This is a genomic window from Amycolatopsis lurida (assembly GCF_900105055.1).
GTDB lineage: Bacteria > Actinomycetota > Actinomycetes > Mycobacteriales > Pseudonocardiaceae > Amycolatopsis > Amycolatopsis lurida.
The window spans coordinates 4,263,379-4,289,309 of sequence record NZ_FNTA01000004.1 but is presented as its reverse complement, the minus strand read 5'-3'; the positions used below and the strand labels follow the sequence as shown (position 1 = coordinate 4,289,309).

Annotated in this window: 33 protein-coding genes; 15 read left to right on the top strand and 18 right to left on the bottom strand. The window is 66.9% G+C overall.

The features are described from left to right. Positions 1-30: 30 nt before the first annotated feature. From BLW75_RS25470 to BLW75_RS25450, 5 genes are all read right to left on the bottom strand, one after another. Positions 31-417 carry a hypothetical protein gene (locus BLW75_RS25470; RefSeq protein WP_034324876.1) on the bottom strand — a complete coding sequence of 129 codons (387 nt, stop codon included), beginning with the start codon at positions 415-417 and terminating at the stop codon, positions 31-33. Next, positions 414-1,991 (bottom strand): FtsK/SpoIIIE domain-containing protein, encoded by a 1,578-nt coding sequence (locus tag BLW75_RS25465; RefSeq protein ID WP_034324878.1) that lies wholly within the window; start codon positions 1,989-1,991, stop codon positions 414-416. Before BLW75_RS25465 ends, BLW75_RS25470 begins: the two co-directional genes overlap by 4 nt. A gap of 310 nt (positions 1,992-2,301) precedes the next feature. After that, complete coding sequence (locus BLW75_RS25460; protein ID WP_034324880.1) at positions 2,302-2,556, bottom strand: AMED_5909 family protein; 255 nt, start codon at positions 2,554-2,556, stop codon at positions 2,302-2,304. Beyond that, positions 2,534-2,782: a hypothetical protein gene (locus BLW75_RS25455; RefSeq protein WP_034324883.1), complete on the bottom strand. Its 249-nt coding sequence runs from the start codon at positions 2,780-2,782 to the stop codon at positions 2,534-2,536. Before BLW75_RS25455 ends, BLW75_RS25460 begins: the two co-directional genes overlap by 23 nt. Positions 2,783-3,085: 303 nt before the next feature. Beyond that, positions 3,086-3,547: a hypothetical protein gene (locus tag BLW75_RS25450; protein WP_034324884.1), complete on the bottom strand. Its 462-nt coding sequence runs from the start codon at positions 3,545-3,547 to the stop codon at positions 3,086-3,088. A 169-nt stretch (positions 3,548-3,716) separates the two neighbouring features. Here BLW75_RS25450 and BLW75_RS25445 point away from each other — a divergent pair, with 169 nt between their 5' ends. Together BLW75_RS25445 and BLW75_RS25440 are read left to right on the top strand one after the other, a co-directional pair. After that, positions 3,717-4,484: a GntR family transcriptional regulator gene (locus BLW75_RS25445; RefSeq protein WP_034324950.1), complete on the top strand. Its 768-nt coding sequence runs from the start codon at positions 3,717-3,719 to the stop codon at positions 4,482-4,484. 13 nt (positions 4,485-4,497) lie between these two features. Next, a complete protein-coding gene (locus BLW75_RS25440; protein ID WP_034324952.1) occupies positions 4,498-5,160 on the top strand; it encodes a YdcF family protein in 663 nt (220 codons plus the stop codon). Between the two features lie 92 nt (positions 5,161-5,252). On the opposite strand, the gene BLW75_RS42390 is transcribed toward BLW75_RS25440, so the two are convergent. Next, the gene (locus tag BLW75_RS42390; protein ID WP_143055357.1) at positions 5,253-6,137 is read right to left on the bottom strand and encodes a hypothetical protein; all 885 of its coding nucleotides are present in this window, start codon (positions 6,135-6,137) and stop codon (positions 5,253-5,255) included. A gap of 692 nt (positions 6,138-6,829) precedes the next feature. After that, positions 6,830-7,270, bottom strand: a complete 441-nt coding sequence (locus BLW75_RS25435; RefSeq protein WP_091598326.1) for a type II toxin-antitoxin system VapC family toxin — start codon at positions 7,268-7,270, stop codon at positions 6,830-6,832. A gap of 398 nt (positions 7,271-7,668) precedes the next feature. Between BLW75_RS25435 and BLW75_RS25425 the strand changes: the two genes are divergently transcribed. From BLW75_RS25425 to BLW75_RS25415, 3 genes are read left to right on the top strand one after another with little or no spacing between them, the layout of a single operon-like run. Then, positions 7,669-8,184: a hypothetical protein gene (locus tag BLW75_RS25425; RefSeq protein ID WP_241783687.1), complete on the top strand. Its 516-nt coding sequence runs from the start codon at positions 7,669-7,671 to the stop codon at positions 8,182-8,184. A 14-nt stretch (positions 8,185-8,198) separates the two neighbouring features. Next, complete coding sequence (locus tag BLW75_RS25420) at positions 8,199-8,696, top strand: GNAT family N-acetyltransferase (RefSeq protein ID WP_034314074.1); 498 nt, start codon at positions 8,199-8,201, stop codon at positions 8,694-8,696. Between the two features lie 56 nt (positions 8,697-8,752). Continuing rightward, positions 8,753-9,058, top strand: a complete 306-nt coding sequence (locus tag BLW75_RS25415) for a hypothetical protein (protein WP_143055356.1) — start codon at positions 8,753-8,755, stop codon at positions 9,056-9,058. Here BLW75_RS25415 and BLW75_RS25410 read toward each other — a convergent pair. Further along, the gene (locus BLW75_RS25410) at positions 9,055-9,708 is read right to left on the bottom strand and encodes a hypothetical protein (RefSeq protein WP_034314079.1); all 654 of its coding nucleotides are present in this window, start codon (positions 9,706-9,708) and stop codon (positions 9,055-9,057) included. The genes BLW75_RS25415 and BLW75_RS25410 overlap by 4 nt on opposite strands. An 85-nt stretch (positions 9,709-9,793) precedes the next feature. Further along, positions 9,794-10,195 carry a DUF4279 domain-containing protein gene (locus BLW75_RS25405; protein ID WP_034314082.1) on the bottom strand — a complete coding sequence of 134 codons (402 nt, stop codon included), beginning with the start codon at positions 10,193-10,195 and terminating at the stop codon, positions 9,794-9,796. A gap of 36 nt (positions 10,196-10,231) precedes the next feature. Between BLW75_RS25405 and BLW75_RS25400 the strand changes: the two genes are divergently transcribed. Together BLW75_RS25400 and BLW75_RS25395 are read left to right on the top strand one after the other, a co-directional pair. Next, positions 10,232-10,624 (top strand): pyridoxamine 5'-phosphate oxidase family protein, encoded by a 393-nt coding sequence (locus tag BLW75_RS25400; RefSeq protein ID WP_034314085.1) that lies wholly within the window; start codon positions 10,232-10,234, stop codon positions 10,622-10,624. Between the two features lie 34 nt (positions 10,625-10,658). Beyond that, the gene (locus tag BLW75_RS25395) at positions 10,659-11,186 is read left to right on the top strand and encodes a GNAT family N-acetyltransferase (protein ID WP_034314087.1); all 528 of its coding nucleotides are present in this window, start codon (positions 10,659-10,661) and stop codon (positions 11,184-11,186) included. Here BLW75_RS25395 and BLW75_RS25390 read toward each other — a convergent pair. The 3 genes from BLW75_RS25390 to BLW75_RS25380 all read right to left on the bottom strand — a co-directional run bounded on the left by BLW75_RS25390 (position 11,183) and on the right by BLW75_RS25380 (position 13,866). Next, the gene (locus tag BLW75_RS25390) at positions 11,183-11,521 is read right to left on the bottom strand and encodes an MmcQ/YjbR family DNA-binding protein (RefSeq protein ID WP_034314411.1); all 339 of its coding nucleotides are present in this window, start codon (positions 11,519-11,521) and stop codon (positions 11,183-11,185) included. The genes BLW75_RS25395 and BLW75_RS25390 overlap by 4 nt on opposite strands. 99 nt (positions 11,522-11,620) lie before the next feature. Next, positions 11,621-13,306, bottom strand: coding sequence for a bifunctional metallophosphatase/5'-nucleotidase (locus tag BLW75_RS25385; RefSeq protein WP_034314091.1), 1,686 nt, complete (start codon positions 13,304-13,306; stop codon positions 11,621-11,623). A gap of 83 nt (positions 13,307-13,389) precedes the next feature. Then, the gene (locus BLW75_RS25380; protein WP_034314094.1) at positions 13,390-13,866 is read right to left on the bottom strand and encodes a GNAT family N-acetyltransferase; all 477 of its coding nucleotides are present in this window, start codon (positions 13,864-13,866) and stop codon (positions 13,390-13,392) included. A 150-nt stretch (positions 13,867-14,016) separates the two neighbouring features. On the opposite strand from BLW75_RS25380, the gene BLW75_RS25375 reads away from it, so the two are divergent. Further along, positions 14,017-14,664: a VanZ family protein gene (locus BLW75_RS25375; RefSeq protein WP_034314414.1), complete on the top strand. Its 648-nt coding sequence runs from the start codon at positions 14,017-14,019 to the stop codon at positions 14,662-14,664. Here the strand turns inward: BLW75_RS25375 and BLW75_RS42940 are convergent. Together BLW75_RS42940 and BLW75_RS25370 are read right to left on the bottom strand one after the other, a co-directional pair. Continuing rightward, positions 14,605-14,781, bottom strand: a complete 177-nt coding sequence (locus BLW75_RS42940) for a hypothetical protein (protein ID WP_167373518.1) — start codon at positions 14,779-14,781, stop codon at positions 14,605-14,607. The genes BLW75_RS25375 and BLW75_RS42940 overlap by 60 nt on opposite strands. Before the next feature lie 96 nt (positions 14,782-14,877). After that, a complete protein-coding gene (locus BLW75_RS25370) occupies positions 14,878-15,531 on the bottom strand; it encodes a class I SAM-dependent methyltransferase (protein ID WP_034314097.1) in 654 nt (217 codons plus the stop codon). Between the two features lie 28 nt (positions 15,532-15,559). Between BLW75_RS25370 and mug the strand changes: the two genes are divergently transcribed. The 6 genes from mug (at position 15,560) to BLW75_RS25340 (ending at position 20,696) form a co-directional block, all read left to right on the top strand. Next, positions 15,560-16,111, top strand: a complete 552-nt coding sequence (gene mug / locus BLW75_RS25365) for a G/U mismatch-specific DNA glycosylase (RefSeq protein ID WP_034314099.1) — start codon at positions 15,560-15,562, stop codon at positions 16,109-16,111. A 282-nt stretch (positions 16,112-16,393) separates the two neighbouring features. Next, a complete protein-coding gene (locus tag BLW75_RS25360) occupies positions 16,394-17,194 on the top strand; it encodes a response regulator transcription factor (RefSeq protein ID WP_034314102.1) in 801 nt (266 codons plus the stop codon). 139 nt (positions 17,195-17,333) lie between these two features. After that, on the top strand, positions 17,334-19,178 hold the full coding sequence (locus tag BLW75_RS25355) for an acyl-CoA dehydrogenase (RefSeq protein WP_034314104.1): 1,845 nt from the start codon (positions 17,334-17,336) through the stop codon (positions 19,176-19,178). A gap of 124 nt (positions 19,179-19,302) precedes the next feature. Further along, on the top strand, positions 19,303-19,578 hold the full coding sequence (locus tag BLW75_RS25350; RefSeq protein ID WP_034314105.1) for a GlsB/YeaQ/YmgE family stress response membrane protein: 276 nt from the start codon (positions 19,303-19,305) through the stop codon (positions 19,576-19,578). Positions 19,579-19,649: 71 nt separating this feature from the next. Continuing rightward, a complete protein-coding gene (locus BLW75_RS25345) occupies positions 19,650-19,946 on the top strand; it encodes a GlsB/YeaQ/YmgE family stress response membrane protein (protein ID WP_034314108.1) in 297 nt (98 codons plus the stop codon). A 33-nt stretch (positions 19,947-19,979) separates the two neighbouring features. After that, positions 19,980-20,696: a leucine-rich repeat domain-containing protein gene (locus BLW75_RS25340; protein WP_034314111.1), complete on the top strand. Its 717-nt coding sequence runs from the start codon at positions 19,980-19,982 to the stop codon at positions 20,694-20,696. Positions 20,697-20,699: 3 nt separating this feature from the next. On the opposite strand, the gene BLW75_RS25335 is transcribed toward BLW75_RS25340, so the two are convergent. Genes BLW75_RS25335 through BLW75_RS25325 form a run of 3 tightly spaced genes read right to left on the bottom strand, consistent with a single transcriptional unit; the run spans position 20,700 to position 24,725 of the window. Further along, on the bottom strand, positions 20,700-22,529 hold the full coding sequence (locus BLW75_RS25335) for a VanW family protein (protein ID WP_034314113.1): 1,830 nt from the start codon (positions 22,527-22,529) through the stop codon (positions 20,700-20,702). A gap of 26 nt (positions 22,530-22,555) precedes the next feature. Beyond that, positions 22,556-22,849, bottom strand: a complete 294-nt coding sequence (locus tag BLW75_RS25330; RefSeq protein WP_007032412.1) for a GroES family chaperonin — start codon at positions 22,847-22,849, stop codon at positions 22,556-22,558. A 40-nt stretch (positions 22,850-22,889) separates the two neighbouring features. Further along, positions 22,890-24,725 (bottom strand): NHL domain-containing thioredoxin family protein, encoded by a 1,836-nt coding sequence (locus BLW75_RS25325; protein WP_034314115.1) that lies wholly within the window; start codon positions 24,723-24,725, stop codon positions 22,890-22,892. 152 nt (positions 24,726-24,877) lie between these two features. On the opposite strand from BLW75_RS25325, the gene BLW75_RS25320 reads away from it, so the two are divergent. Continuing rightward, the gene (locus BLW75_RS25320; RefSeq protein WP_034314118.1) at positions 24,878-25,447 is read left to right on the top strand and encodes an SMI1/KNR4 family protein; all 570 of its coding nucleotides are present in this window, start codon (positions 24,878-24,880) and stop codon (positions 25,445-25,447) included. Here BLW75_RS25320 and BLW75_RS25315 read toward each other — a convergent pair. Next, entirely contained in the window at positions 25,414-25,911 is a 498-nt protein-coding gene (locus tag BLW75_RS25315) for an SRPBCC family protein (RefSeq protein ID WP_034314120.1), read from the bottom strand. The genes BLW75_RS25320 and BLW75_RS25315 overlap by 34 nt on opposite strands. Positions 25,912-25,931: the final 20 nt, after the last annotated feature.

Below are 25,931 nucleotides of genomic sequence, written 5' to 3'. Positions count from 1 at the left end.
GCGGGGTCACCGCGGCTTCCTTGGTTCCTGTCACGCTGCCACCTCCCCGGCGCTGTTCCACTGCCGCAGCACGAACACCGGCATCTCCTGCCGAATCCCCGCAGGCAGGTCCGGGAAAGTCACTTCGTCGAACCGGACTCCGCCGTAGACCACGACCGGGATGCCACAGGGAGTCCGACCCTGCACTTCCAGATGCACGCTGCCGCCGTGAGGCACCCGCCAGATCGAGGCAGTCACGTTCTCCAGCGAATCCGCCCAGACGACCAAGCTCCGCGCCACGTCCGTCAGACGGTCGGTATCGAGCTGGACAGACACCGGATCCGAGCCAGTACCAACCCGCACGGACGCAACTGGCGGAAAGGCGTAGGAGTCGAGGTGGTCGCGGATCGCATCGAGGAAAACCAGAACGCGGTTCACGCCGCCACCTCCTCTCCACCACGGCGAACGGGAAGGTCGATTACGTGGGCGCCGCCGTTGGTCACGTAGGTCTCCAGCGCCTTGACCGTCTCGTCCGGCACCCAGCCAGCACGCACCCGCAGCGGTTCTCGTATGCCCTCGCCCCAGATGTAGCCGACACCAGCAGCCGACTCCTCGATCCGATTCGCCCACGCGCCCCGCTCGTACGCGCCGTCACCGAGGACCATCCCGACGTGCGTCTTCGACGTGACCCGCAGACAGACCCGGCGGGGGAACAGCTCCCGCACGGGAACGGTGTCCTTCGTCGGCTCCTGCACATACCCGCGCACCGTGTAGCCGAGCGCCCGGCCTTGGGTGGTCAGGATGGCGACCCGTTCGACGATGGCTTCGCGGGTCTTGCGGTCGGTGTACTTGGTCAGCGCTCCGATCTCGTCGAACTCCAGCACCTCCAACGGGTTCTCCGTGGAAATCGGAACCGCACGGGTGAGCCCGGCGAACTCGCGCTTACGGGACTCAAGACCGCCGAGCAAGTCATCCAGGACCGCGATCGCTTCCTTACCCGCAACCCCGTAACGGGCGAAGATCCCACGCCCGTACGCGAGTTCCATCCCCTTCGGGTCGATCCCCGAGACACGCACCGTCCCGGCCCGGATCGCCGAGGCAGCCGACACCAGCGGAGACCACATGACGGAGTTCTTCCCGGCCCCTGTAGCCCCGGCGACGAGCATGTGCGCGCCCGGACCAGTCAGCGGCAGCCGCCAGTCCGTCCCGTACTCGGTGCGCCCGGCGAACACCCGCCGCAGATCCACGCCGTCGACAGCCGTCAGCTCAGGCAGCTCCGCACAATCCACCGAAGCTTCAAGAAGGTCGCGGCGCTGAAAGTCGAGCGAGACGACGTTGGGTTCCAGCTCCCGCACCTGGCACCGCGTGACCTTGCGAGCCACGGCCAGCGCACGGGCGGCGTCGTCGAAGTCCTCCGGCTTCTGCCCAGGCACGAGCCGGACACGGACCTCATCCCACGACGGCCCCGACTTCACACCCAGCACCTTCGGCACCTGCACCGCAGCGCCACCGCCCGCAGTACGCGAGACCGCCTTCCGACGACGGCCGACCAGGTTGACTGTCACTTCCACGGGCACGGTGCCGTCAGAGATCGACAGGCCGCAGGCGTGCAACCAGCCCGGCAGTTTCCGGGCGTAGGTGAACCAGCGCAGCCACCACGCCCGCATGAACCGGCCACAGCACCTGTCGAACGACACCACGTCGACCAGCCGCCACACCGTCAGGACCACCGCGACCGAACCCACGGTGACGGCCAGCGAGAGCCAGCCGAGCCACTGCCACCAGACCGCCACAGCGACCACGCCGAGACTGGTCCGCCAGTGCGCAAATACCTGCTTTCCCAACCACACCAACAACTTCACCGCCGACCACAGAGCAATGAACACTACCGCAGCCGCAGCCAGAACTTCCGCGATCGTGGCCAACGCGCGGCCGAGCTTGTGCAGCAGCCACACCACCACACCCAGCACCCCGCCACCGACGAGAAGAACACCGATCCCGTTCGCGTTCATCGGCGACCACCGCCGGTCAGATCCAGCGGCAGCATTCCCCGGCAGGGAGCACATTCCGTCTCACCGGGCAGCAGCTTCGCGAACCGCTTACAGACTGTGCAGCGCGTTCGGGTGACCCCGTCTAGCGGCCGCTTGTTGCCATCGTTTAGCGTTGTCATTGTTCACTTCCAGAGGTTGTGGACAGCGCAGGACCGGCGAGGTTTCCTAGGCCAGGTACCGGTTCTGCGCCTTACGAGACACGGGAAGCGCATGGAGACGTGTTTGTATGCCGCACGTCCCCACGCACGTTTTCCCGACAGCTATTCAGATTTCAGCTAGCTTCCGACTTGTTCTTCTGAATCTGCGCGGCCACCTCCTCCGCTTTCCGCTCCTCATAGCCCACCCAGTAACGGAGTTCGTGGTGGTGACCTCGGTCCACATCGGACACGGCCCGGTACATGCGGGCGTTGGCCTGATGGAACTTCAGCCAGGTCGTCAGATTCGACCCCGGCTTCGGACGATGAGCCGAGGCGACCAGGTGCGCGTCCGCCAATGTCTGTGGCTCATTCCGGCCGGGCGTCGTCATCACGCACCGCCTTGTGCTTGTCGAGGAAGACGGCCAGTTCGTCCGCGCTGTCGCGGATTTGGCGAAGGAGCCGGATGAACTCCGGCCACGCGGCCGGGTCGGACGGCGGCAGGATCGCCAGGCTGTCCGGATCTAGATAGATCACCAGCGCCGGGTTCGCCGAACCATTGCCCTGCATCCCCGCGACCGCCTGCGACCCCGGCTTCCACATCGCGTTGAACGCCACGACCTTGCCCCTCCTCGCTGTAAGCACGGATCTCCCACGACCGCGCGTTCTCCTCGAACCCCTCAGCCGCCGCCGTCACCGCAGCCAGCACCCACCACGGCAACTGGCCCTGCGTCGCTAACTCCCGCCACGCCGAGGCCACCGCCAAGGAAGCGACGGCCATGTCATGCGCCGCCAGCGCGTCCCCACCGTGTGCGGTCCGCTGTGTCATCAAGCTGTAGTGGCGGTATGCCGCCTCCCAGGCCTGGACCAGGTGCGGTGGAACCACGGCGACGCCCTGACTGCCAGGCACCCGGCCCGTCATCACGCTGCCTTGGGCGTGGACTCGGCAGCGTTGGAGGCTCGGCCAGACTTCGACGCGCCACCCGATGCAACGGCCTTGAAGCCAGTCGCGCGGAACAGATAGGACTGGTATTTGAACTCGCCCTGACCAGCCACCTTCGGCTCAGCCGTCAGCCCCTCCAGCTCGATCGGTCGCATACCCGGCAGCACCTCCGACGTCGTCGGCACCGGCTGCACATCTGCCAGGAACGTGACGTCGTAAGACGCACGCTTGGAGTTGGTCTCGCTCGGATCGGTGACCGTGACCTTCCACTGGCGCTTGCCCGTCACTTCGTCCACCCGCTGACGAACAGGTCGGCCAGCGGACCGGTCTTCCCGCGACTGGTACTCGTTGTCCGGCGCGACTTCACCGACCATCACCAGCCCCAGCGGGAACGCAGCATCAAAGTCGATCTCGAAACGGTGTCCCTTGGCGATCGCCATGTCGTCTGTCTCCTGTCGTCTCTGGAGCCCTAGCGGGCTTACACCTTGTTAGAGGTAGTTCTATTAAGCGCTTCGTCGCGTGCGTTGTCAATAGAACTATCTCTATCGGGCTCCGTAGACCATGATGGGGCGATACCGCTAGCGTTATCGACCGACGAAGGAGGACCAGGTGGGCACCGGATACCGAGAGCTGGCCGCGATCCTGCGAGACGCGATCCAGCGGGGCGACTACGCCCCGGACACCACGCTGCCCAAGCAAGACGAGCTGGCCAACGAGTACGACGTCAACGTCAACACCGTCCGCAAAGCCGTCGGCGTCCTCGAAGCAGAAGGACTGGTCACCCCGATCAGACGACGCGGGACAGTCATCCGTGCTCGCCCGCCCATGAAGCGCCTGGGCAAGGACCGGTATGCGAAAAGCAAGTGGAAGTACGGCGATACCGTCGCCTTCGTCGCGGACCGCGAAGCTTCCGGCCGAGACTGGAAGCCGACCGACCAGACGCAGACCGTCGCCAAGATCGAAGCTGACCGAGAAGTCGCCGACGCCCTCGGGGTCATCGTCGGATCACCGGTCTACGAGCGGGCACGACTGGTCAAGGACTCCGGCCAGCCCACCCACGTACTTGCCAGTTACTACCGGCCCGCCGACGTCGAAGGCACCCCCATCGTCGACCCGACACCCGGCCCGGCCGGACGGGGTGGCGGGTTCCTGGTCCTCACCCTGCAAGGCCTTGAGCCGGACACCATGACCGAGACTTTCTACGCGCGGATGCCGACGCCCGACGAGGCCGAACAGCTCGAACTCCCCGCAGGCGAACCCGTCATGGTCCTGCAACGCCGCACGTACACCGAAGACGGCCGCGTGGTCGAATTCGCACGAGGCGTACACGCCGCAAGCCGCTTCTCCTGGACCTACACTTTCAAGATCCCCGACTGACCCCGGAGACCCCATGCCCGAGCGCTCGACCACCCTGCCGGACGACCTCCGCGCCGACGTCCAGACGCTCTGGGACTACCACGACATGCACCATGAACTCCGGCCTGCCGACGTCGGGATCGGACTTGGCAGCCATGATCTCGGAGTCGCGACTTTCACCGCGGAACTGTTCCACGCCGGGATGTTCCCGCTCATCGTCTTCAGCGGAGCCAACGCGCCGACGACTATCGAACGGTTTCCGCGCGGCGAGGCCATCCACTACCGCGAACATGCGCTTGAGCTGGGCGTACCCGATGACGCCATCCTGATCGAGCCCGAGGCGCGGAACACCGGGGACAACATCACGCTCACTCGCGCCCTGCTGGAGTCTCGCGGCATCGAGGTCCGGTCAGCAATCCTCATATCGCGGCCCTACCAGCAACGACGCGCGTTTACGACCTGCAAGAAGCTCTGGCCCGAGGTCGACGTCATCTGCGCTTCACGGCCCCTGCCGTTAGACGAGTACATCGAGAGCATTGGCGACGTGGACCGCGTCATCAACATGCTGGTCGGCGACACCCAGCGCATCACTGTCTACGCCGAACGCGGCTTCGCCATACATCAGGCGATCCCGATAGACGTCACGAAGGCTTATGAGAACTTAGTCCAATCAGGTTTTACGCAACGACTTCTTTGATGGAAACTTGTGAAGCTCCCTTCCAATCAGGGCAGCGCAACAGTAAGGATGAGCGCGATCGCATCCTTTGCCGCAGCTGCGTCCACGATAAATTAGACCGCTTTACGCCTGCCGATAATCTTCCATGAACTTTCACGCTGACCTCGCCCCAATCCAATAAAGTCGTCCGATGCCAAGTGTTCACGTGCGGAATCAATGATCGCCTTAGCGCGCAGATCCAGAGGCGCCAGCTTGTCGTTCCACAAATTATACAACCAGCCAGTATCGGCGTGGACGATGTCATCTAGCGTAGGGTAGTGTTCTGACATCCTCTCTGCACCTTGTTCGATAATCGTCGGTAGCGCAAAAAAGTTCTCCTCCACAACCTTGAGCAGCTTCTCAATTTCTACAACGCATTTCCTTGGCATATAAGGGTTCTGAATAAAAGAATTCATTCTGCCTTCAAACTCTGCGAAAAGTTTCGGGATGTGGATCTCGCGGTGCTTATATCCCGCTTCCCATGCCAATCTATGCCTCTCGTATTGATCTCGATGAGTGACATCCTCGTCAACCTTTAGCACTGGCTCGATGTCAGAAGTAATCAGGGGCTCTTCGTCCTTGCGCATCATAAACACGCTGAGCGGGCAAAACTTGCGCCCATACGGCCTCGCCTCTAAATCTTTTGGGCGCACCGAAAGATTTGCCATCGCGTAGACGTCATACATTTTTACTACATTTGCTTCAAAGAATTTATCATGTCCAGAAACCTTGCGAAGAGACGTTTCATCCAATCCCACGAAGTACTTTAACAGATCTGCAAGTTCGTCGATCTGGCGCTTGAAAAATTCCGTTCGCAAAGGCTGAAGAACAGTCTTTCTGGCGTGCCGATACGTTAAAACCGTAACCGTGCCAACGATCACCCAAAAGGCCGATTGAATCACAGCTGGAACTACTTGCCACCATCCAGGCTCGGCAGCCTGCTGAGCGATTCGCAACATGCTCTGACAATAGTGTCCCAATCTGCAGTTGTCACCCCGAAAGAAACTAATTCCGCACAGCAAGTTACACGTTCAAATGCACCTCCAATATATCTGCCGAACTTGGCTCTATGGGATCAAGGCGCCGCCACCGGCGGCGCGCACGTCACCGCCCGTACGGCGGGCTTCGCCCCATGGCGGACGCCGGCCTCCCGCTCCGCTCCGGCAGGCGCCGCCGGGCGAGCCCGCCGACGAGGCAGCACCGCACAGCGCGCCGCCACCACCGGGGACCACGGAGCACAACGCCAGATCACCCGGCCCACCTGACCGCGCAGCAGTGGTCACCAAGGTGTCCCTCGCTGCTCAGCGTCTAACACCGTGCCGCCCGCATCAAGGCGGGAAAGCGTGCCTTGACACGACCGACCCGGCGCTAGAGATGGCAGGGGCGAGGGAAGCGGAGCGAACAGGAACAAAGACGCAGGTCAGGGCGGGGCGCGTTGGGCCATTAACGGGCCATTCAGAGGGGTCAACCACGGTCAATCGCGGCCACCCCGAGCAAGCGCCATTCGCAGGTCAGGGTCACTTTCCAGCATGATCACCCTGGTTCCCAAGCTGAATACGCGGGTTCGATTCCCGTCATCCGCTCAGATGCGAAAGCCCCAGGTCAGTGGATGTCCACTTAGGACCTGGGGCTTTCGCTTTGCCTCGGGCCTTCAGGGCAACAAAGTGAACGCGGGAATGTGCCTGGGCTTGACGACAGAGAAGTGCCGCGTATCAAGGGTGGCCACACGCGTGACGCCGAGCCGTTCGGCGACGGCGATGACGCACGCATCGGCGGTACCCAGCGGGAGATCCGCGTACTTCTCTACCAGGTCTGCGGCCCGCGCGATGTCAGCGAGCATCATCGACTCGACGGTATAAAGCCCATCGGCGACATCGCGAAGGAAGTCGGCTTCCGCTGCGGCACCGGCACGCGAGCCGAGCATGTAGCCGATCTCGACTAGGAGTGGTTCCGGCAAGATCAGTGGTTCGAGCGTCGAAGCCAGGAGTTCGGTGCAGCGTTCATGGTCGTTGTCGCGCCGGTTCCCCATGGCGACAACGACTCCGGTGTCGACCAGATCACGCCGACTGGCTCGATCCGCCGCCGAGCTCATGACGAGCCAGCTCCTTGGACCGCCGTCCGAGATCGCGCTCGCCGTCGAACACACCTACCGTGCGAAAGCGACGACGCGGCGGCTCGGCGTCTGAGGGCGCCTCAGCCAGCTGCCTGAGCGCTGCTAACGCAGCGGACACCCGCTCGTCGGGTACGGCCTCGAGGAGTCGTCGAGCCTCCTCACGAGGCGCAACCGGGTCTGGGCTTCCGGCGGTCGTCATGGCCCCATACTAACCGCAATCGAGCACGCGTCCCTTCGACACAGCGCGTGCGAGAGCGCCCCGCGCGAGGAAAGTCCGCAGGTCAGGCACCCTTCCAGTTGTTCACCTAGAAGAAGTCCCGAGCAGTTTTCGGGGACCCGTCCCCCGCGCCACGGTTACCTTTCGCATCGTGCGGAGAATGTCGAGCGACAGTACGGCGGTCGCGCTGCTGAGAGTCCTGGCGGGGTCGCTGATCCTTCCGCTTCTGCTGTTCGGCGGGGTCTTCCTCGCCGTCGGACTGAACACGGGCAGCGCCCCTGGGCCGTACACCGTCGTTTTCGCCGCGGTGGGCGACGAATGCGGGGCGAAAGGCCAGTACCTCGAGGCGTCCACAGGGGAGCCGCTGAGGTGCATGGGTCCTGGCGTGCTCCGGACGTCCTCGCTCGAATTCCCCGGTTTCTCCCGCGAGCAGAACGACGACGTTCGCCACTGGCTGGCGGCACTGGCGGAAGACGGCGGGCTGAGCGTCTTCGACCATCGTTCGGTCCAGGCCAAGATCGACGGGATCGCGGACGGTTTGCCGCCGGGAACGCGGGTCGAGCGGGAATCCGGTTCGACGATGATCTGGATCGGCGCCGCCTTGGCGGGCGCCGGGCTGATCCTGATTTCCGGTTTCGCCCGGCGGTGGCACCAGAACCGCCGGGCGGGGTTTTGATTACCGTGCCGGGTATGGAGATCCGGGAATTCACCGAAGAGGACTGGCCGCAGGTCTGGCCGATCGTGCGCGAAGTCGTACAGGCCGCGGACACGTACACCTACGACCCGAACCTCACCGAGGACGACGCCCGCCGGACATGGGTCGAGGCGCCGCCGGGCCGCACGGTGATCGCGGTCGAGGACGGCCGTGTGCTCGGAACGGCCAAGATGGGGCCGAACCGCGGTGGACCCGGATCGCATGTGGCGACGGCGAGCTTCATGGTGGACAAAGACTTGCGTGGCAAGGGGGTCGGGAGCGCGCTGTGCGTGAACGCCCTGGAGTGGGCCAGGGAGCAGGGTTACGCGGGGATGCAGTTCAACGCGGTCGCCGAATCGAACGTGGCCGGGATCCGGATCTATGAACGGCTCGGGTTCGAGATCGTCGGAACTGTGCCGGGCGCGTTCGAGCACCCGACGCTGGGGCGCATCGGGCTGCACGTCATGTACTGCGACTTCGGTCGGAAAGAGTGAACGAGACGATCAAGAGACACGCGGTCACGGCAGTCGTGGCCGCGACGGCGGTTGCCGTGACAGCGACCTGGCTGCTGAACCGCGACGTCCGGCCGACCACCGTCGAAGGCTGGGCGTGGCCGAACTCGGCCGGGAACACTGCCTGGCTCACCGAGACACCGGACGGCAAATCGAAGGGCGAAGGCTTCATCCTCGCGGGCGCCCGGTGGACCAGCGCCGACAACATCTGGCGTGATGGCTCATCGGGGCCCACCTGTGTCGGCACGAACACCATGGCCGCCACCCACGTCCAGCTCGGAGTCGTCGACGTCCAAGCCGACGGGATGTCGTGGCGCCACGCCGTCTGGCTGCGCTGCTTCTAGCCTTCGACGAGTTCCCACGGGGCGTCGGCGCTCGGCCGGTCGTACACCTGGCCGGGCGCGGCGCTCAGCACCAGGGCGACGTCGGGATACAGCGTGACGGCGTGCTCCATTTCGAGGGCCTCGACCTCGAAGTCCTCGTTCTCCGGCACCTGGAAGCCGACGAGCAGCCAGCTGCCGTCGGCCTCCCGGACGACCTGGCGCACGGCGCGGGCCGGGGCGGCGGGGTCGGTGGAGATCTCGGCGAGTTCGGTGCTCACGTGGACTTCCTCCAGCGGCGAGCCCGGATGCGTCCACGCGGCGAGGCGGGCGGCGCGCACCAGGAGGTCTTCCTCGTCGTCGTCCGAGTCGGCGACCGAACTCAGCAGCCACGAGCGCCGTTCCGGATCCCAGTCGGCGGCCATGCCGGTGGGGAGGCCGGCGAGCGCGGCGAGTTCGGGGATGAGTTCCACCGCTTCCCGCAGCGGCAGCGCGCCGAACGCGTCCTTGTTCTCCTCCATGTCCTCGGAGAACTCGTTGCCGTCACTGATGAACCAGTCGCCGTCGTCGTCCAGTACGACGAACGCGAGGTTCGACGGGTCGTCCACCAGCGACCGGGAGATGATCACCGGCGACTCGGGATCCTGACTCAGCGGCCAGTTCTCGCTCGACATGCTGGGCTCCCAACGGGGTTGTCCGGCTGCAGGGCACCATCCCACCATCTTCGGCGTTCCCGCCGCGCACCGGACCGGCGGAAGCTCATTCGCTGAGGTCGTACTCGTCGACGTCGAGCGCGGCGGCGGCTTCGGTGAGGAACGCGAGCACGGCGGGCGAGAGGTGCCAGCCGAATTCCTCGCCGCCGTCACGGTGGTGGAAGTACCGCACCACTTGCAGCACCGCGCTGGCGCCTTCGTCCACCAGCTTCCGGATTTCCGGCCGAACCGGGGCGAGCCTGCCGATCATGCTCTCGATCTGGTCGTCGACCGGTTCCGAACCGCGATGCGTCACCTTCCAGGCGTGCATCCGCGGCAACCGGTGTTCGGCGGACCGCGACCCCAGTACCAGGACCTCGTCGGGCTCCATGCCGAGCCGCGCGGTGATCTCCCCGGCGGTCACGGTTTCGCTCTTCAAGGCGAAGTAGCAGTACTGGTGGACCTTCATACGCCCGGCACCCTAGCTTTCGGGCAGGCTGACCAGGTGAAACGTGATCAATCGCTTATCGAACGGCTCGCACGGGAGCGCAACGCGTGGTTGTGCACGCTTCGACCGGACGGATCACCGCACGTCACGCCGGTGTGGTTCGTTTACCTCGACGGCGTCTTCTGGATCGGCAGCGGCGATCGGAATGTGAAGGTGCGCAACGTCGGCGATGATCCGCGCGTCAGTCTCGCGCTGGAAGACGGCGACGCGCCGGTTGTCGCCGAAGGCCTGGTACGCATCCATCGCGGAACGCTGCGCGCGGACGTTCTCGAGGCGCTGGCGGCGAAGTACGACGGCTGGGCGGCGGGCGAGGAGATCGAGCCGTTCGGTGCCAGGGTGCTGCTGGAAGTCCCCGTTAAGCGGTGGCTGCTCGCGGGTGTCGCCCAATAGTCTGGAAAGTCCGATACCGATCTTGGGATGGACGATGCTGACCGGTGAACTGATCCGCTTGCGCCCGCTGGAACCCGAGGACGCGGACACGCTGTGGCGCTGGCACAACGACCCGGAGGTCACCCGCTGGCTGGTCGCTGACCACCCGGAATCCCTCGCCCAGATCCGCGAACGCTTCGCCCACCGGAAGCCGAACAGCTTCAGCCAGGTGAACTTCGCGATCGAAAGCCTCGCCGTCGGCACGTTGATCGGCACCTGCACCCTGCGCGACGCCACGCCTGAGGGCGGCCGTGCGGAACTCGACATCTATCTCGGCGAGAAGGACCACTGGGGCGGCGGCTACGGCACCGACGCCATGCGCACACTCTGCCGCTACGGCTTCGACATGATGCGGCTGCACATGATCGCGCTGTGGGTGGTGGTCGACAACGAGGCCGCGATCCACGTCTACAAGAAGCTCGGGTTCCAGGTGGACGGCAGGCATCGGCAGTCGTTCCGCGGCCGGGACGGCCAGTGGCACGACGAGTACCTGATGAGCCTGCTCGAAGGGGAACTCCGCTAGTCGTTCAGTCCTTTCGTGAGCCTGGCGGGTGCCTTCATCCGCCAGGCCTCCTCGATGAGTTCGCGCAGCTGCGTCTTCTCGACCTTCTCCAGGTCGACGAGGATCGCGCCGTAGCCGTCGTAATGCGGCGTGGTGAAGTACGCGGGGTCGCCGGAGGCCAGCAGCGCCTCCTTCTCCGCGTGCTCGCACAGCAGCATCAGCCCGCCCTCGGCCTCGGTGCGCAGCCGGGCGAAGCTCTTGCCCGCGACCTTGAGCGACGGCGTGCGGTACGAAGTGGACTCCTCGACCTCGGGCAGCCTGCCCGCCAGTTCCACGACTTCTTGCCAGGTCGTCATGGCCGACATTGTGCCCTGGGTCACTGACAAAACCACCCCGTGAACGCGTGAAAGGTCCCTTCCCCGCGAATTTCGCGAGGAAGGGACCTTTGGGAGCGGTTACGGCAGGACGGTGATCCGGTCCGCGGGGGGCGGCGCGATACCCGGGTGCGCCCCGAAGTACGCGATCAGGGCGTCCAGGTCCACCGGACCACCCGACAGGTTGGTCCCCTTCGTGAACTCGGTGAAGCCGTCCCCGCCGGCGGCGAGGAAGTTGTTCACCGAAACGCGGTACGACGCCGCCGGGTCGATCGGTGTGCCGTCGAGCGTCAGGTGCGAGACGCGTTCTCCCTGCGCCGCCGACGCCGAGTACGAGTACTTCAGCGACTTCGAGATCTGCAGGATCCGCACGACCCCGTTGGCCTGCCACTGCTGTTCGAGCACGTTCTTCAGGTCGGCCCCGGTGAGCGTGATGGTCTGCATGATGTTCGCGAACGGCTGCACGGCGAACGCCTCGCCGTAGGTCACGACGCCTTCGCCTTCGCCGGCCGGCGACGATTTGTGGGTGAAGTCCGTGCGGATCCCGCCCGGGTTCGTCATCGCGATCTGCGCGCCGTTCGACTTCGTGGCTTCGAGCTGGGCGTCCGCGATGACGTCGCCGAGCGGCGATTCGCCGGAGGGGGCGCCCTTGGCGGTCAGGTCCGCGGTGATGGTGCCGACGGCCTTGTTCGCGATCGGCGCGGCCTTGGTCTTGGCCTCGTCGATCAGGTCCTGCACGTCGCGGTCCGGACCGACGTCGCGGGTGACGATCTGATTGTGCGCCTTGGTTTCACCACGCACGACATCGAGGGTGCGGCGGTCGATCTTCAGGTCGACGACCGACAGCAGACGCCCGAACGAAGCGCCCTGGATCACCGGGCGCGGTTGGCCCGCGGGGTCGTCGATGACGCAGTTGTACTGCTGGTGGCTGTGCCCGGTGAAGATGGCGTCCACTGTGGACGTCACGCGCCGCGCGATGGCGGTGGCCGCGCCCGGCTTGACCTTGCATTCGTCCGGGCCGGCGGTCTCGGAGTTGTCGCCCTGGTGCAGCAGGACGACCTGTGCCTTGACCCCGAACAGGTCGAGGAGCTTGGCGGTGCGGTCGATGGCCTCGACCTCTTCGCCGAACTTCAGGCCCTTGATCGCCTCCGGGGTGACGACCTGCGGCAGATCCTTCAGCGTCGCGCCGATGACGCCGATCGGGACGCCGCCGGAGAACTCGATGCTGAACGGCAGCAGCGCCGGGAAGCCGTTCTCGTAGTACACATTGGACCCGAGGAAGGGGAAGTTCGCGCCCTTGAAGGACTCGCGGAACTGGCAGCCGTCGGTCGGGTGACAGCCGCCGTGCTGCATCCGCCGGAGTTCCTTGAGACCTTCGTCGAATTCGTGGTTGCCGACCACGGAAGCTTCGACCCCGAGCCGGTTCAGCAGTTCGACGGTCGGCTCGTCGTGGAACAGCGCCGAGATCACCGGCGACGCGCCGATGCTGTCACCGGCCGACAGGACGACCGAGTTGCGCGCTTCACCGCGAAGCTTCTTCAGGTGCGTCGCGAGGTAGGCGGCGCCGCCCGCGTCGACGGTCTTGCCGCTGGGGAGCGTGACGCGGCCGCTCGAACCGGACGGCGGTTCGAGGTTGCCGTGCAGGTCGTTGAACGTGATCAGCCGGACGTCGGTGGTCGCCGACGTGGCGGACGCGGGCGCGGCGACAGCGGCCAGCGCGGTCAGCGCGGCGCCGGCGACCACGGCCAGCCGGGCAGAGAGTTTCATGCTTCCTCCGATTCGCACGGCGGAGGAGTCTGCCTCGCGGATTCGACCTTCACCAGGGGAGAAAGGCGGACGATAGGCAAACGTCACCTGGCGACAGGCAGATAAAGACGTTCGCGCCGCCGGGTGACGTCGTTCGGCATCGGCTCCAGCTCACCCGTCGCGATGAAACCGAGCCGCAGGTACAGCCGCCGCGCGTGGTCGTTGTCCTCAGCGACGTGCAGCCACACCTCACGCGCGCCGTCGTCCTCGGCCGCCGACCGCACTTCACCCATCAGCTTGGTTCCCAATCCCTGGCGGCGGGCTTCGGGAGCGACCCACATCGAATAGAGGATCCAGCCGTCGTCGCGCGCCCGCCCGGCGACGAGACCCACCGCGCTCCCGTCGTCGAAGGCGGCGAACCAAACGTCCCCGGTCAGCTTCGCGAGCCACTCCTCGTCGGATTGCGCGCGTTCGGCCGCGGCGATCGAGCCGTAGTTCTCGGGCGTGTCCGTGAGGGCACGCAGGCGGATCTCACGGAAGACGTCGAGGTCCGCGGGGATGAGCCGTCGAACGAGCACCATCCGGGCAGAATCCCACGTCCGCCGGCGGGACAGGGAACGAATATCGCCGATCGGCCAAGATCGGGGTCGGCCACTCGGCCGATCCGCCTCCGGCAGCGGCGGCCCTTCGACCGAAGTGGCCGGACCCGCCTGATCCATAACGTCGTGGTCATGACGAACGCACAGGTCACCGCCCTGCAGTACGGCTTGATCGCCTTTTTCGCCCTCTGGGCGACGGTGCTGATCCCGCAGCTGATCGTCCTGCACGCGCGGCACGGCCGGGTGCGGCTTCGTCCCGTCCTGACCATGGCCGCCGTGCTGCTCTACACCACCATGACGCTGGCGGTGACCTTCCTGCCGCTCCCCGGCCCCGGCTTCAAGAGGCTGAGCCAGACCGTGCAGCTGAACCCGTTCCAGTGGATCACCGACATCCACACCGAACTGCTCAAGCACGGGCTGCCGATGGCCGACTGGTTCACCACCCAGACCTTCCAGCAGGCCACCATGAACGTGCTGCTGTTCGTCCCCCTCGGCTTCTTCGCCAGGACACTGTGGAAGCGCGGCCTCATCGGCACGACGCTGATCGGGCTCGCCGCGTCGCTGCTGATCGAGATCACGCAGCTGACCGCGAACTTCGGCACCGCGCCCTACGTCTTCCGGATCTTCGACGTCGACGACCTGCTCAACAACACCGGTGGCGCGATGCTCGGCTGGATCGCCGGGGCGCTGCTGCTCAGCCTCGTGCGGAAGCCCGTTCCCTCAATGGTCGAGATGCAGCCGCTGCGCGGCGAGCGGGTCGACCTCGCCCAGGTCCGCTAGCCTCGCCTGCCGCCGCTGGGCCGCGCGCCGCGCGGCCCGCCGGTCTTCCGCGATCACCAGCACGGTGGCCACCACGAAGATCAACGCGACCAGGCCGAGGATGAGCGAGAGCTGCAAAACGCCTCCTCGATACGACCTTGTGTGCGAGATCACAAACAGTACGCACATCGTGGTGAGTTGACCACCCCTTGAGACGAAAGTGGGTGTCCCAGGTCACGCGGAGGTCGCCGAGAACCAGGTGCGGTCGTCGGTGCACCAGCGCTCGAAGACCAGGCCCGCCCTGGTCAGGGCGGCGTTCAGCGCCTCCGAGTCGAGACGGCGGCAGGTGAAAGGCTGGCTCCACGACCCACCCGCCACCGAGTACCGCACGACGGCCGACAGCAGGTCACCGTCACGGACGACGCGCTCGAGCCGCACGTCGACCTCGCCCAGCCTGCCGCCCTGGGCTTCACGGACCGACTCGAACCACTCCGGCGGATGCCACTCGACGAGCACCCGGCCACCGGGCGTGACATGGGCGCGGGCGGTGGACAGGAAGGCCTCGCGATCGACCACGGAGGCGGTGTTGACCAGGTGGCTGCCCAGCAGTACCGCGTCGAAGACCCGCCCGAGCCGCAGTTCCTCGATCTTCGAACACACTTTGTCCGCGCGGACGTACGCGAGCATCTCCGGCGACTCGTCCACCGCGACCACCTGATGCCCCAGGTCCAGCAGCGCATGCGTGACCCGCCCCACGCCGCAGCCGAGTTCCAGGATCGGGGCGCCGTCCGGGATCGCCGCGTGCACCACCCCCGGCTCGTCGCCGGGCGGTAGCAGCCGGTAGACCTCGACCGGACAGCCGTCGGCCGTGAACGCCCCTTGCTCCATACCCGCCAGCGTGCCGGAGACTGGCACGGTGAGGACCAAACCGACCAAGGACGAGCTGGCCGCCGCCTACGGCAAGACCATCGACGACGTCATCGCGCCCGATCTGGACGTGCTGTTCTGCGGGATCAACCCCGGTCTCTATTCGGGCGCGCTCGGTCTGCACTTCGCCAGGCCGGGCAACCGGTTCTGGCCCGCGCTGTACCGCGGCGGTTTCACCCCGCGCCTGCTCGACCCCAGCGAGCAGCACGAACTGCTCGGCCTCGGCCTCGGCATCACGAACGTCGTCGCGCGGACGACGGCGCGTGCCGACGAGCTGACCCCGGACGAATTCCGCGAAGGCGGGCGCCTCCTCGCGGCGAGGGTCGCCGAATACCGGCCACGCTGGCTCGCCGTGGTGGGGATCACGGCCTTCCGGACGGCGTTCGGCCTGCCGAAGGCGAAGGTCGGCCCCCAGGACGGCGAGATCGGCGGGGCACGGGTCTGGGTCCTGCCCAATCCCAGCGGACTGAACGCGCATTGGACGCCCGCGGCGCTCGGGGACGAATTCGGCCGCCTCCGCGCCGAGGTCCACTCTGAGTAGCGAACTCGTCAGGTTCTGCCCTCTGCGCGCTCATTCGAGCAAGAGTTCCACCACCAGCCGATACGCAGAGTTTGCCGAGACGGAGCGATACATCTATGAGGGGGATATCGCGTCACGTGCTCCCACCTACTGACTCGTAATAGTTACGAGGTGTCATCTCTGTCCGGTCCCGCAGGGGGGACCGGTTGACGAGGGTGACCACGCCGGGGGCCGTGGTCACCGAATGGACTTACGGGTCCTCTCGTCCGGAGATGGCGGGGCAGGAAAACGGAGGGGTCCGTGATGAGAAGCATCGAGCCGAACCGAACTCAGGCCGGCAGGCCTGGCGGCCTGTCACCAGGCGGCCGCGGACTCGGCGTGGCCGCCGTCGATCCGATCCCGATCTTCTGCGAGGGCCTGAGCTCGCTGGTCCATCGCACGCCGGGTCTTCAGTGGCTCGGGCACGCGGCCAGCCATCACGCGGCGCTCCAACTGTGCGAACAGCTCAAACCGGACGTCATCGTGCTGGATTCGGCGCTCGACCCGAACTGCCATCTGTCCCGCCTGCTCAGCGGCGGCGACCCGGCGCTGGTCATCATCACGATGATCAGGGACACGAACCGCACGCAGCAGTACCTCGCCGCGGCGATCGCGGCGGGTGTGCACGCGATCGTGCCGCGGGCGACCGACGGGCGGCATCTGGCCGAGGCGATCCGGCGCGCGCACAGCGACCGTCGCTACATCGACCCGACGCTGGCGGCGCTGACCGCGCGGCCGAAACGCCAGCCCGTGCTCCCGAAGCCGGGCGACGCCCCCAAAGCGGCGACCGCGCGCGGTCTGATGCCGCTGTCCCGCCGCGAATACCAGGTCCTGCAACTGGTGGCCGAGGGGCTGGAGAACTCCGGGATCGCGAAGATCCTGTTCCTGTCGGTGGAAACCGTGCGGACGCACGTCAAGAGCATCCTGCGCAAACTTTCCGCCCGCGACCGGACACATGCGGTGACGATCGCGTTCCGCTCCGGCATCCTGGTGGCGAACCCGGACGACGGGCACACCCCGGCCGAGACGCCCGCCGCTTCTTCGATCGCGCCGTCATCGCGCTGAGACCGCCCGTATTGCTGATTTACACATCACAACAGTGGCCATTCACTTGCCGCCGGTTACCCACAGGTAATATCCTGAAGTTACCGGCGAGTAGGGGACGTGTGCCCGGCCGGGGAGCCGAACACATTGGAGTGACGAAATGGGCCACTACAAGAGCAACGTCCGAGACCTGGAGTTCAACCTCTTCGAGGTACTCGGCGTGCAGGACCGCCTCGGCAAGGGCGTCCTCGCGGAATCCGATGAGGAGACCGCCCGCGGCGTGCTGACCGAGCTGAACAAGCTCGCTTCCGGTCCCCTCGCCGACTCGTACGCCGACGCGGACCGCAACCCGCCGGTGTACGACCCGAAGACCTTCTCGGTGAAGATCCCCGAGTCGTTCAAGAAGAGCTACCAGGCGCTGATGGACGGCGAATGGTGGCGGCTGGGCCTGCCGAACGAGCTGGGCGGTTTCGGCCTGCCCCCGACCGTGCAGTGGGCCGCGGCCGAGCTGATCCTCGGCGCCAACGCGCCGCTGTTCATGTACATGGCGGGCCCGAACTTCGCCGGCATCGTCGACAAGAACGGCACCGACGAGCAGAAGCGCTGGGCGCAGATCATGATCGACCGTGGCTGGGGCGCCACGATGGTGCTCACCGAGCCCGACGCCGGTTCCGACGTCGGCGCCGGCCGCGCCAAGGCCGTCAAGCAGGAGGACGGCTCCTGGCACATCGACGGCGTGAAGCGGTTCATCACCTCGGCCGAGAACGACATGGTCGAGAACATCATGCACCTGGTGCTCGCCCGTCCCGAGGGCCCCGGCATCGAGACCAGGCCCGGCACCAAGGGCCTTTCGCTCTTCCTCGTGCCGAAGTTCCACTTCGACGGCGAGACCGGTGAGCTGGGCGAGCGCAACGGCGCCTTCGTCACCAACGTCGAGCACAAGATGGGCATCAAGGCCTCCACCACCTGTGAGCTGACCTTCGGCCAGCACGGCACGCCCGCCAAGGGCTGGCTGCTCGGGGAGGTGCACGACGGCATCGCGCAGATGTTCCAGGTCATCGAGTACGCCCGCATGATGGTCGGCACGAAGGCCATCGCGACGCTGTCGACCGGTTACCTCAACGCGCTCGAGTACGCCAAGGAGCGCGTCCAGGGCGCCGACCTGCCGAACATGCTGAACAAGGCGGCGCCGCGCGTCACCATCACCCACCACCCGGACGTCCGCCGCTCGCTGATGCTGCAGAAGGCGTACGCCGAGGGCCTGCGCGCGGTGTACCTGTACACGGCGACCTTCCAGGACCAGGTGTGGACCGGCGAGGGCGACGAGGCTTCGCAGAAGGTCGCGCACGGCGTCAACGACCTGCTGCTGCCGATCGTCAAGGGCGTGGGCTCCGAGCGCGCGACCGAGCAGCTCGTGCAGTCGCTGCAGACCCTCGGCGGGTCGGGCTTCCTGCAGGACTACCCGATCGAGCAGTACATCCGGGACGCGAAGATCGACTCGCTGTACGAAGGCACCACGGCCATCCAGTCGCTGGACTTCTTCTTCCGCAAGATCGTCCGCGACAAGGGTGCTTCGCTGGCCTACGTCGCAGGGGAGATCACGAAGACCATCGAGTCGGAGATCGGCAACGGGCGCCTCAAGAACGAGCGCGTCCTGCTCAAGCAGGCGCTGGAAGACACCCAGGGCATGCTCGGCTCGCTGATCGGCTACCTGACCTCGTCGCAGGAAGACCCGCAGAACATCAACAAGGTCGGCCAGCACACGGTCCGCCTGCTGATGTCGGTCGGCGACCTGCTCATCGGCTGGCAGCTCATCAAGCACGCCGAGGTCGCCATCGGCAAGCTCGACGCGGGCGCGTCCGCGAAGGACGTCCCGTTCTACGAGGGCAAGCTCGCCGTGGCGTCGTTCTTCGCGAAGAACGTGCTGCCGGAGCTGACGTCGCGCCGCGCGATCGTCGAGGCCGCGGACAACAGCCTCATGGACATCCCCGAAGCCGCGTTCTAAACGGTTTCGTGACGAAAGGCCCTCTCCCGCGCGGAGAGGGCCTTTCTGGTTTCGAGGGCGTTGCGGCCGGGCATCTCCGTGCTGAGTCCGCCCTCCCGGCGGAGACCTCGGCAAAGGAGTCTCAATGACAGTCACCGGCATCATCACGGCGATCGTGGTCGGTTTGATCCTCGGGGTGCTCGGCAGGTTCTTCGCCCCCGGCAAGCAGTCCATCCCGATCTGGCTGACCATCCTCGTCGGTATCGTCGCCGCCTTCATCGGAACGGCGATCGCCCGTGGGCTCGGTTACGCGGACACGAAGGGCTTCGACTGGCTCGAACTCATCACCCAGATCGTCCTCGCCGGTATCGGGGTGACCCTGGCCGCGAACCTCTACGGACGCCGAGGTGTCACCCGGTAAGGGGTCTTGAGGCGCGATGAGCCCGAATCGGTGTCACCGTGGGCTCATCGATCTCCAGCGAAGGAGGAACCATGTTGGGTGGCCTTTGGGGCATCATCACCACGATCGTGGTCGGGCTGATCCTCGGCGTCATCGGCCGGATGCTGGCGTCCGGCGATCAGAAGATCCCGATGTGGCTGACGATCGTGGTCGGTATCGTCGCCGCTTTCATCGGAAACTGGCTGGCCGGCGTGTTCGGTGTCCGTGACACGCCGGGCATCGACTGGATCCGGCACGCCTTCCAGGTCGGCGCGGCCGTCGTCGGCGTCATCGCCGCGGCCGCCATCTACGCGAAGGTGAAGGGCGGCGGACACCGCGCCGTGACCTGATCAGGGCTGGTATATCGCCTATGGTCGGCCCCTGTGACCACTCGACTCGATCTCAGTGGCCAGGGGCTGACCTCCCTGCCCGGCCTTCCGCTCCCTGCCTCGCTCGAGCACCTGGACCTGTACGACAACCAGCTGACGTCGGTTCCCGACGAGCTGTGGTCGCTGTCCGGGCTCCGCGTGCTGAATCTCGCCGCCAACCGGCTGACCGCCATCTCGCCCGCGATCGGCGCCCTGCGGAATCTGCACACGCTGGATCTCGGGCACAACGAGCTTCCGGCCCTGCCGGACGAACTCGGTGAGCTGACCGGGCTGACCGAATACCTCTACGTGAGCGACAACCGGCTCACCGAATTCCCCGCCGCGCTCTGTTCGCTCGACCGGCTGAAATACCTGGGCTGCACGGACAATCGCATTCCCACCCTTCCGGACGACCTCTCCGGACTGGCCTCGTTGCGCGAATTCCGCTTGTACGGCAACGGGCTGACGGACCTGCCGGAGTCGATCGGGACGCTTTCCGCGTTACGCGAGCTGCATCTGCGGAAGAACCTGCTGACTTCCTTGCCCTCCTCCCTCGGGCAGCTGAGCGAGTTGCGTCAGCTGGACCTGCGCGAGAACAAGCTGACCTCGCTGCCGTCGTCCATCGCCCGGCTATCCAAATTGGACAAACTGGATCTGCGCTGGAACAAGGAACTGCGGGAGCCGTCGTGGCTCGCGGACTTCGAGGCGCGCGGCTGCATGGTGCTGCGGTGAGCCTCAGGCACAGAGGATCGCGGCCCGCGGCGAGTAGGTCGCGTTGCGGGTCTCCCGGCGGACCTCCGTCCCGGTGACGACGTCGATCAGCACGCGGGTGTCCGACGTGCTGAACCCGGCCGCACCGGGATCTGGTACGCAGCCGGGTCCCGACCCCACCTGCACCGGCTGAGGGACGTAGGAGTGCCGCTCGCCGCCGACGCTCTGCACCGAAAACCGTTTCGTGCCCCAGATCCGCACGGTCACCGAGCCGTTGGCGGGGATCACCTGGATCGCGATCCCGGTGGGGGCGTCGTTGACGATCTGCAGCTCGACCGGCGAACCGTCGTCGTTAATCGCCTTGGCGTCACGCGCGACCGGATAGCGGTCCAGGTAGTGGTCGTGCTCCAGATGCCCGCCGTCGGCCAGGCCCGCCAGGTACGCGGCGTTGTAGAGCGTCGTCGCGAGCTGGGAGACGCCGCCGCCGACCACGGCCGGCCCGGTGCCGTCTTCGTTCACCGGAGCGGGGACGTATCCCGCGTCCGCCGTCCTCGCCCCGGACCGCGCGCCGAGGCTGAACGTCTCGTTCGGCTTCACGATGGCGCCGGAAACCCTGCTCGCCAACGCCTGCACGTTCGTCAGCGCCGGCCCGCTCAGGCCCGACGTGGTGAATTCGCCGATGATCTCGTTGATGCCGAGGACGTTCGCCGCGTCGGTGCTGACGGCCGGGCTGCTGGCGTCGTAGATCGCCTTCAGCTCCCGCTCTTCGCTCTTCGCGAGCACGGAGGTCAGCAACGAGAACGTGTGGTCCCAGTTGATCTTCCGCGCGTCCTTCGACGGCTGCACCGCCGGCCTGTCGCCGACGAAGACGATCTGCGCGTCCGCCCCGTCGGTCTCGGTCTCCTTGAGCTGAGGCTGCGCGGCGGCGCGCAGTTTGCCCTGGTCGATGCGGACTTCGAGGTTCCCGTCGTCGCGCGCGGCGAACTGGAAGGACTCCGCGATCGTGTGCGGTTTCAGCGTCGCGTCCTTGCCCTCGCCGCGGATGACGAGCGGCTTCGCGACCGCGGGGACGACGATCTTGACGAGCGCCGCGTGCACACCGGGCGAAGTCGCCTTCACGGGCGCGACGTTCACCTTGAACTCGACGCCCTCGTCGCTCAGCCAGCGATCCGTGACCGCGGTGACCGCCTCCTTGACGTCGGCCACCGTCTGCCCGTTCCGCGGTTCGACCGCGGCCGGGACGACCCCGCCGTCGCTGCCCGGCACGGCCTGGAACGTGATGTTCCCTTCGACCGGCGGGCGATTCAGCTTCGCGGCGGCGAGGTCCGAGACGGCCTTTTCGAGCTTCGGCGCGTCGGTCCAGGTGACGACGCCGACCTCACGGCTGCTGAAGAACGACATCAGCCGCGTGTACGGGCTCAGCGGCTGATGGCCGGCGCGCCCCAGCGTCTGCGGCCAGTCCAGGCCGAGACCCGACGATGTCGGGTACAGCACCGTCCGGACGTCGCCCGCCCGCACCCGCACCGGCTCGATCAGCCTGGGCTCCAGCTCACGGCGAAGCTTCGACTCGGCCTCCTTGTGCGTGAGGCCGCCGACGTCGATCCCCGCCACCGTGACACCGCGCGGGACGTCCCCGGCGCTGACGATCAGATCGACCGCGTAGGCCACCACGAACAGACCCATGAGCACGCCGGTGACCATGAGGGCCTTGCCGAGCCCTCGGCGGAGCTTCGACGCGGGCGTGGGTGGCGGCTGGACCACCCGGTCGCCCTCGAAGAGCTCGTCCACCAGGCCCTGGTCGGAGTCCGGGAGGAGGTCGTCGGTGAACAGGTCGTCTTGCCCATCGCGTGCCAACTCTCCCCACCCCTCCCGCAGCCGAGCTACAAGTACAACCCCGTGCCGTGTTCGGTCCGTTCGGTCGCCACGGCGTGGATGTCGCGCTCCCGCATCACCAGGTGCCCCTCGCCCTGGATCTCGACCTCGTGCTGGTCGTCCGGGTTGAACAGCACGCGGTCACCGGTCTTGACGTTCCGCACACTGTTGCCCACGCCCAGTACATCACCCCACGCGAGGCGCCGCGCGACCTGCGCGGTGGCGGGAATGACGATGCCGCCGGAACTCCGGCGCTCTCCGTCCTCGGGGGACAGCTTCACGAGCACCCTGTCCTGCAGCATCTGAATCTCGAGTTTCGGCCGATCTGACACGAGTACGACTCTACTTACCCGGATCGCCCGCCATGACCAGGCTCAGCACGGTTTCTCCGCCCTTTTCGAACCGCACCGGCACGCCCCAGTCCTGGCGGGTGATGCGGCACGCGGGGTGCTCACCACCGTCGTCACAGCTGGCGGCCTGTGCGACGACCTGCAGGACCCCTCCGGAGACGCCCTCGGCGAACCGGAGCCTGCGGAACAGGTCCGTGCCCACCCCCGCGCCGTCGGCGAGCAGTTCCGGCGGCGACGCGCTGATCTCCAGCCGCGTCGACGGGCCGAACCGGTCGTCGAGCTTCTCTCCCGGCGGCGGGGTGAAGACGACGGAGAACTCCAGCTCACCCGGCGCCAGCACGGTCGGCGGACGGCGGACCGCGTGCGCGTCCCCGGCCACCGCCTGCTCACCGAGCGGCACCGGCCCGATGCGGTTGGCCGCGGACTCGACGACCAGCAGCTCGCCGTCGTGCACGAGCAGACCGGACGGCTCCGCGAGACCGGTCGCGAGCGTGGTCACCTGCCGGGTGATCGGGTCGTAGCGGCGGATGGCGCCGTTGTAGGTGTCGGCGATCGCGATGGTTTCGCCGGGCAGCACGGCGAGGCCGAGCGGATGCTGCAGGAGCGCCTTGTCGGCGGGGCCGTCGACGTGACCGAAGGAGAACAGGTCGACGCCGACCGCGGTGTGCACGGTGAACGTCTCGCCCTCGGGCTGGATCCAGCGCAGTGCCGACGTCTCCGCGTCCGCGAGCCACAGCTTCCGCCCGTCGGGCGTGAGACCGGACGTCTGCGCGAAGAACGCTTCGTGGACGTCGCCGTCTCGCAGGCCCTCGACGGTCGTGCCGGCGAAGCGGCGGATGGTGCTCGAGACCGGCTCGAACACGCTCAGGGTGTGGTTGCCCGCCATGGCGACCACGACGCCGCCCGCGGGCCCCCACCACGCGACGTCCCAGGGGCTGGTGAGGTCGATGTCGAGCGCCTTGCCGGTGTCGACGCCGTCGCGCCACTGACGACCGGTGCCGGCGACCGTGGAGACCTCTCCGGTGATCAGGTCGATACCGCGCAGGCGGTGACCGGCCGTGTCGGCGACGACGGCGTGGTAACCCGCGCGCTCGGCGACCTCGTACGGCAACAGGGTGATCCCGGACGGTTCGGTGAAGCTCGCCAGGTCGAACGGCCCGTCCTGCGCGCCGCGTTCGCCGCTGCCGAAGCGGCGGATGATCGTCTCGCCGTCGGACGCGAACTCGACGATGGAGTGGTTGCCGGTGTCGGCGACCAGGATGCGGCCTTCGGCGGTGGTGACGGCCTTGCTCGGGAAGCGCAGCTCGGTGCGCTGCTCCTCGACCGGGACGTACGGGCTGCCGCCGCGGCGCAACGTGCCCTTGGCCTCGTGGGTCGCGACGAGGTCGGCGATCACCCGGCGCAACGCCTCGGCGTGCCCCTCACCGGCGGCGACGTGGACGACGTACCCCTCGGGGTCGACGACGACCAGCGTCGGCCACGCCTTGACCGCGTACTGCGACCAGGTGGCCATCTTCGGGTCGTTGAGGACCGGGTGGTGCACCTCGTAGCGCCGCACGGCGGCCTCGATCGCGGCCGCCTCGCCCTCGTGCAGGAACTTCGGCGAATGCACGCCGATGGTCACCAGGACGTCGGCGAACTCGGCCTCCAGCGGGCGCAGCTCGTCCAGCACGTGCAGGCAGTTGATGCAGCCGCTGGTCCAGAAGTCCAGCAGGACGACGCGGCCGCGCAGCCCGGCGAGCGTGATCCGCTCGCCGCCGGTGTTGAGCCACCCGTCGCCGTCGAGCTCGGGAGCCCGGACGCGGGACTGCGTTCGTGGGGAAGTCACGACATGAGTGAACTACACCCGTGGCCGTGCTGTTCCGAGGTCCAGGCGTTGAGAGGGCGAGCTCACCCCGAGGGAGGAGGCCCATGTGGGTGATGAGGGAGTGGTGTTAAAAGGGAAGGCGTCTTCGCGTTGCGCAACTTAGGCTCGAACACATGTCCACTGTTGAGCACGCCTTCACCATCGAGGAGGCACACGACCTCCAGGCGAGCTTGGCCGAACCCGTGCGTCCCGGGTTGAGCGAGGCCGAGCTCGACGACGTCGAAGCCCGCTTCGGCTTCCGGTTCGCCGCCGACCACCGCACCTTCCTCTCCGCCGGGGTGCCGATCGGCGACCGCTGGCCGGACTGGCGCTGCGGCAACCCCGACCAGCTGCGGAAACGCCTGGACTGGCCGGTCGACGGGGTGCTGTACGACGTCGAACACAACGGCTTCTGGCCGCCGGACTGGGGCATGCGCCCGATCGACCTCGCCGACGCGCTTTCGCGGGCCCGCTCGCACCTGGCGCTCGCCCCTCAGCTGGTGCCGGTCTGCGGGCATCGGTATCTGCCGGGGATCGCCGGGAGCCAGGGGTATCCGGTGCTGTCGGTGTATCAGACCGACATCGCCTATTACGGCTACGACCTGCGCGGATACCTGCGGCACGACTTCTGTGACCAGCCCTTGGGCCCACCGCCGCCCGGCGGGCCGCGTCAGATCGAGTTCTGGTCGCGATTCGTGGAGTGAGCGGACTCGGCGGCGGCCTTCAGCCTGGCCAGCGTCGCGGCGATGTTCGCGCGGTTGGCGTCGTCCCGCTTCCAGACCCCGGTGAACAGCGACGTCGGCCCGCGTAGCCAGCCCGGCCGCCGGTCCCACGTGCTTTCGACGGCCACGCAACCGTCAGGCGTCGCCTCGATGTCGTACTGCCAGCGCGCGACGGGGAGACCGGCGAACGTGGTCACCTCGAAGGCGAACCGTTTGCCCTCGTCGGCGTCGGTGATCGTCGAGAGGGTGCTCCAGCGACGGATCCCGCGGCGGTTGCGGCCGCGGAACCTGGCGCCGACGGCCGGCTCCTTCGCCGCACCGACCCAGCGGTGCCCTTCGTATTCTTCGGCCATGTCCGCGAGTGCTCCCGGGTCGCTGACCAGGGCGTACACCTTCTCGGGCGGGGCGGCGATCGCGATCTTGCCGGTGGCGCTGCGCTGCGTCATCACATACCTCCGTACTGAGG

Coding starts and splice junctions, on each gene's coding strand:
- BLW75_RS25465 (WP_034324878.1), bottom strand. CDS start 1,991: ATGAACGCGAACGGGATCGGTGTTCTTCTCGTCGGTGGCGGGGTGCTG.
- BLW75_RS25460 (WP_034324880.1), bottom strand. CDS start 2,556: ATGACGACGCCCGGCCGGAATGAGCCACAGACATTGGCGGACGCGCAC.
- BLW75_RS25450 (WP_034324884.1), bottom strand. CDS start 3,547: ATGGCGATCGCCAAGGGACACCGTTTCGAGATCGACTTTGATGCTGCG.
- BLW75_RS25440 (WP_034324952.1), top strand. CDS start 4,498: ATGCCCGAGCGCTCGACCACCCTGCCGGACGACCTCCGCGCCGACGTC.
- BLW75_RS42390 (WP_143055357.1), bottom strand. CDS start 6,137: ATGTTGCGAATCGCTCAGCAGGCTGCCGAGCCTGGATGGTGGCAAGTA.
- BLW75_RS25435 (WP_091598326.1), bottom strand. CDS start 7,270: ATGAGCTCGGCGGCGGATCGAGCCAGTCGGCGTGATCTGGTCGACACC.
- BLW75_RS25425 (WP_241783687.1), top strand. CDS start 7,669: ATGTCGAGCGACAGTACGGCGGTCGCGCTGCTGAGAGTCCTGGCGGGG.
- BLW75_RS25420 (WP_034314074.1), top strand. CDS start 8,199: ATGGAGATCCGGGAATTCACCGAAGAGGACTGGCCGCAGGTCTGGCCG.
- BLW75_RS25410 (WP_034314079.1), bottom strand. CDS start 9,708: ATGTCGAGCGAGAACTGGCCGCTGAGTCAGGATCCCGAGTCGCCGGTG.
- BLW75_RS25405 (WP_034314082.1), bottom strand. CDS start 10,195: ATGAAGGTCCACCAGTACTGCTACTTCGCCTTGAAGAGCGAAACCGTG.
- BLW75_RS25395 (WP_034314087.1), top strand. CDS start 10,659: ATGCTGACCGGTGAACTGATCCGCTTGCGCCCGCTGGAACCCGAGGAC.
- BLW75_RS25390 (WP_034314411.1), bottom strand. CDS start 11,521: ATGACGACCTGGCAAGAAGTCGTGGAACTGGCGGGCAGGCTGCCCGAG.
- BLW75_RS25385 (WP_034314091.1), bottom strand. CDS start 13,306: ATGAAACTCTCTGCCCGGCTGGCCGTGGTCGCCGGCGCCGCGCTGACC.
- BLW75_RS25380 (WP_034314094.1), bottom strand. CDS start 13,866: ATGGTGCTCGTTCGACGGCTCATCCCCGCGGACCTCGACGTCTTCCGT.
- BLW75_RS25375 (WP_034314414.1), top strand. CDS start 14,017: ATGACGAACGCACAGGTCACCGCCCTGCAGTACGGCTTGATCGCCTTT.
- BLW75_RS25370 (WP_034314097.1), bottom strand. CDS start 15,531: ATGGAGCAAGGGGCGTTCACGGCCGACGGCTGTCCGGTCGAGGTCTAC.
- BLW75_RS25360 (WP_034314102.1), top strand. CDS start 16,394: ATGAGAAGCATCGAGCCGAACCGAACTCAGGCCGGCAGGCCTGGCGGC.
- BLW75_RS25355 (WP_034314104.1), top strand. CDS start 17,334: ATGGGCCACTACAAGAGCAACGTCCGAGACCTGGAGTTCAACCTCTTC.
- BLW75_RS25350 (WP_034314105.1), top strand. CDS start 19,303: ATGACAGTCACCGGCATCATCACGGCGATCGTGGTCGGTTTGATCCTC.
- BLW75_RS25345 (WP_034314108.1), top strand. CDS start 19,650: ATGTTGGGTGGCCTTTGGGGCATCATCACCACGATCGTGGTCGGGCTG.
- BLW75_RS25330 (WP_007032412.1), bottom strand. CDS start 22,849: ATGCTGCAGGACAGGGTGCTCGTGAAGCTGTCCCCCGAGGACGGAGAG.
- BLW75_RS25320 (WP_034314118.1), top strand. CDS start 24,878: ATGTCCACTGTTGAGCACGCCTTCACCATCGAGGAGGCACACGACCTC.
- BLW75_RS25315 (WP_034314120.1), bottom strand. CDS start 25,911: ATGACGCAGCGCAGCGCCACCGGCAAGATCGCGATCGCCGCCCCGCCC.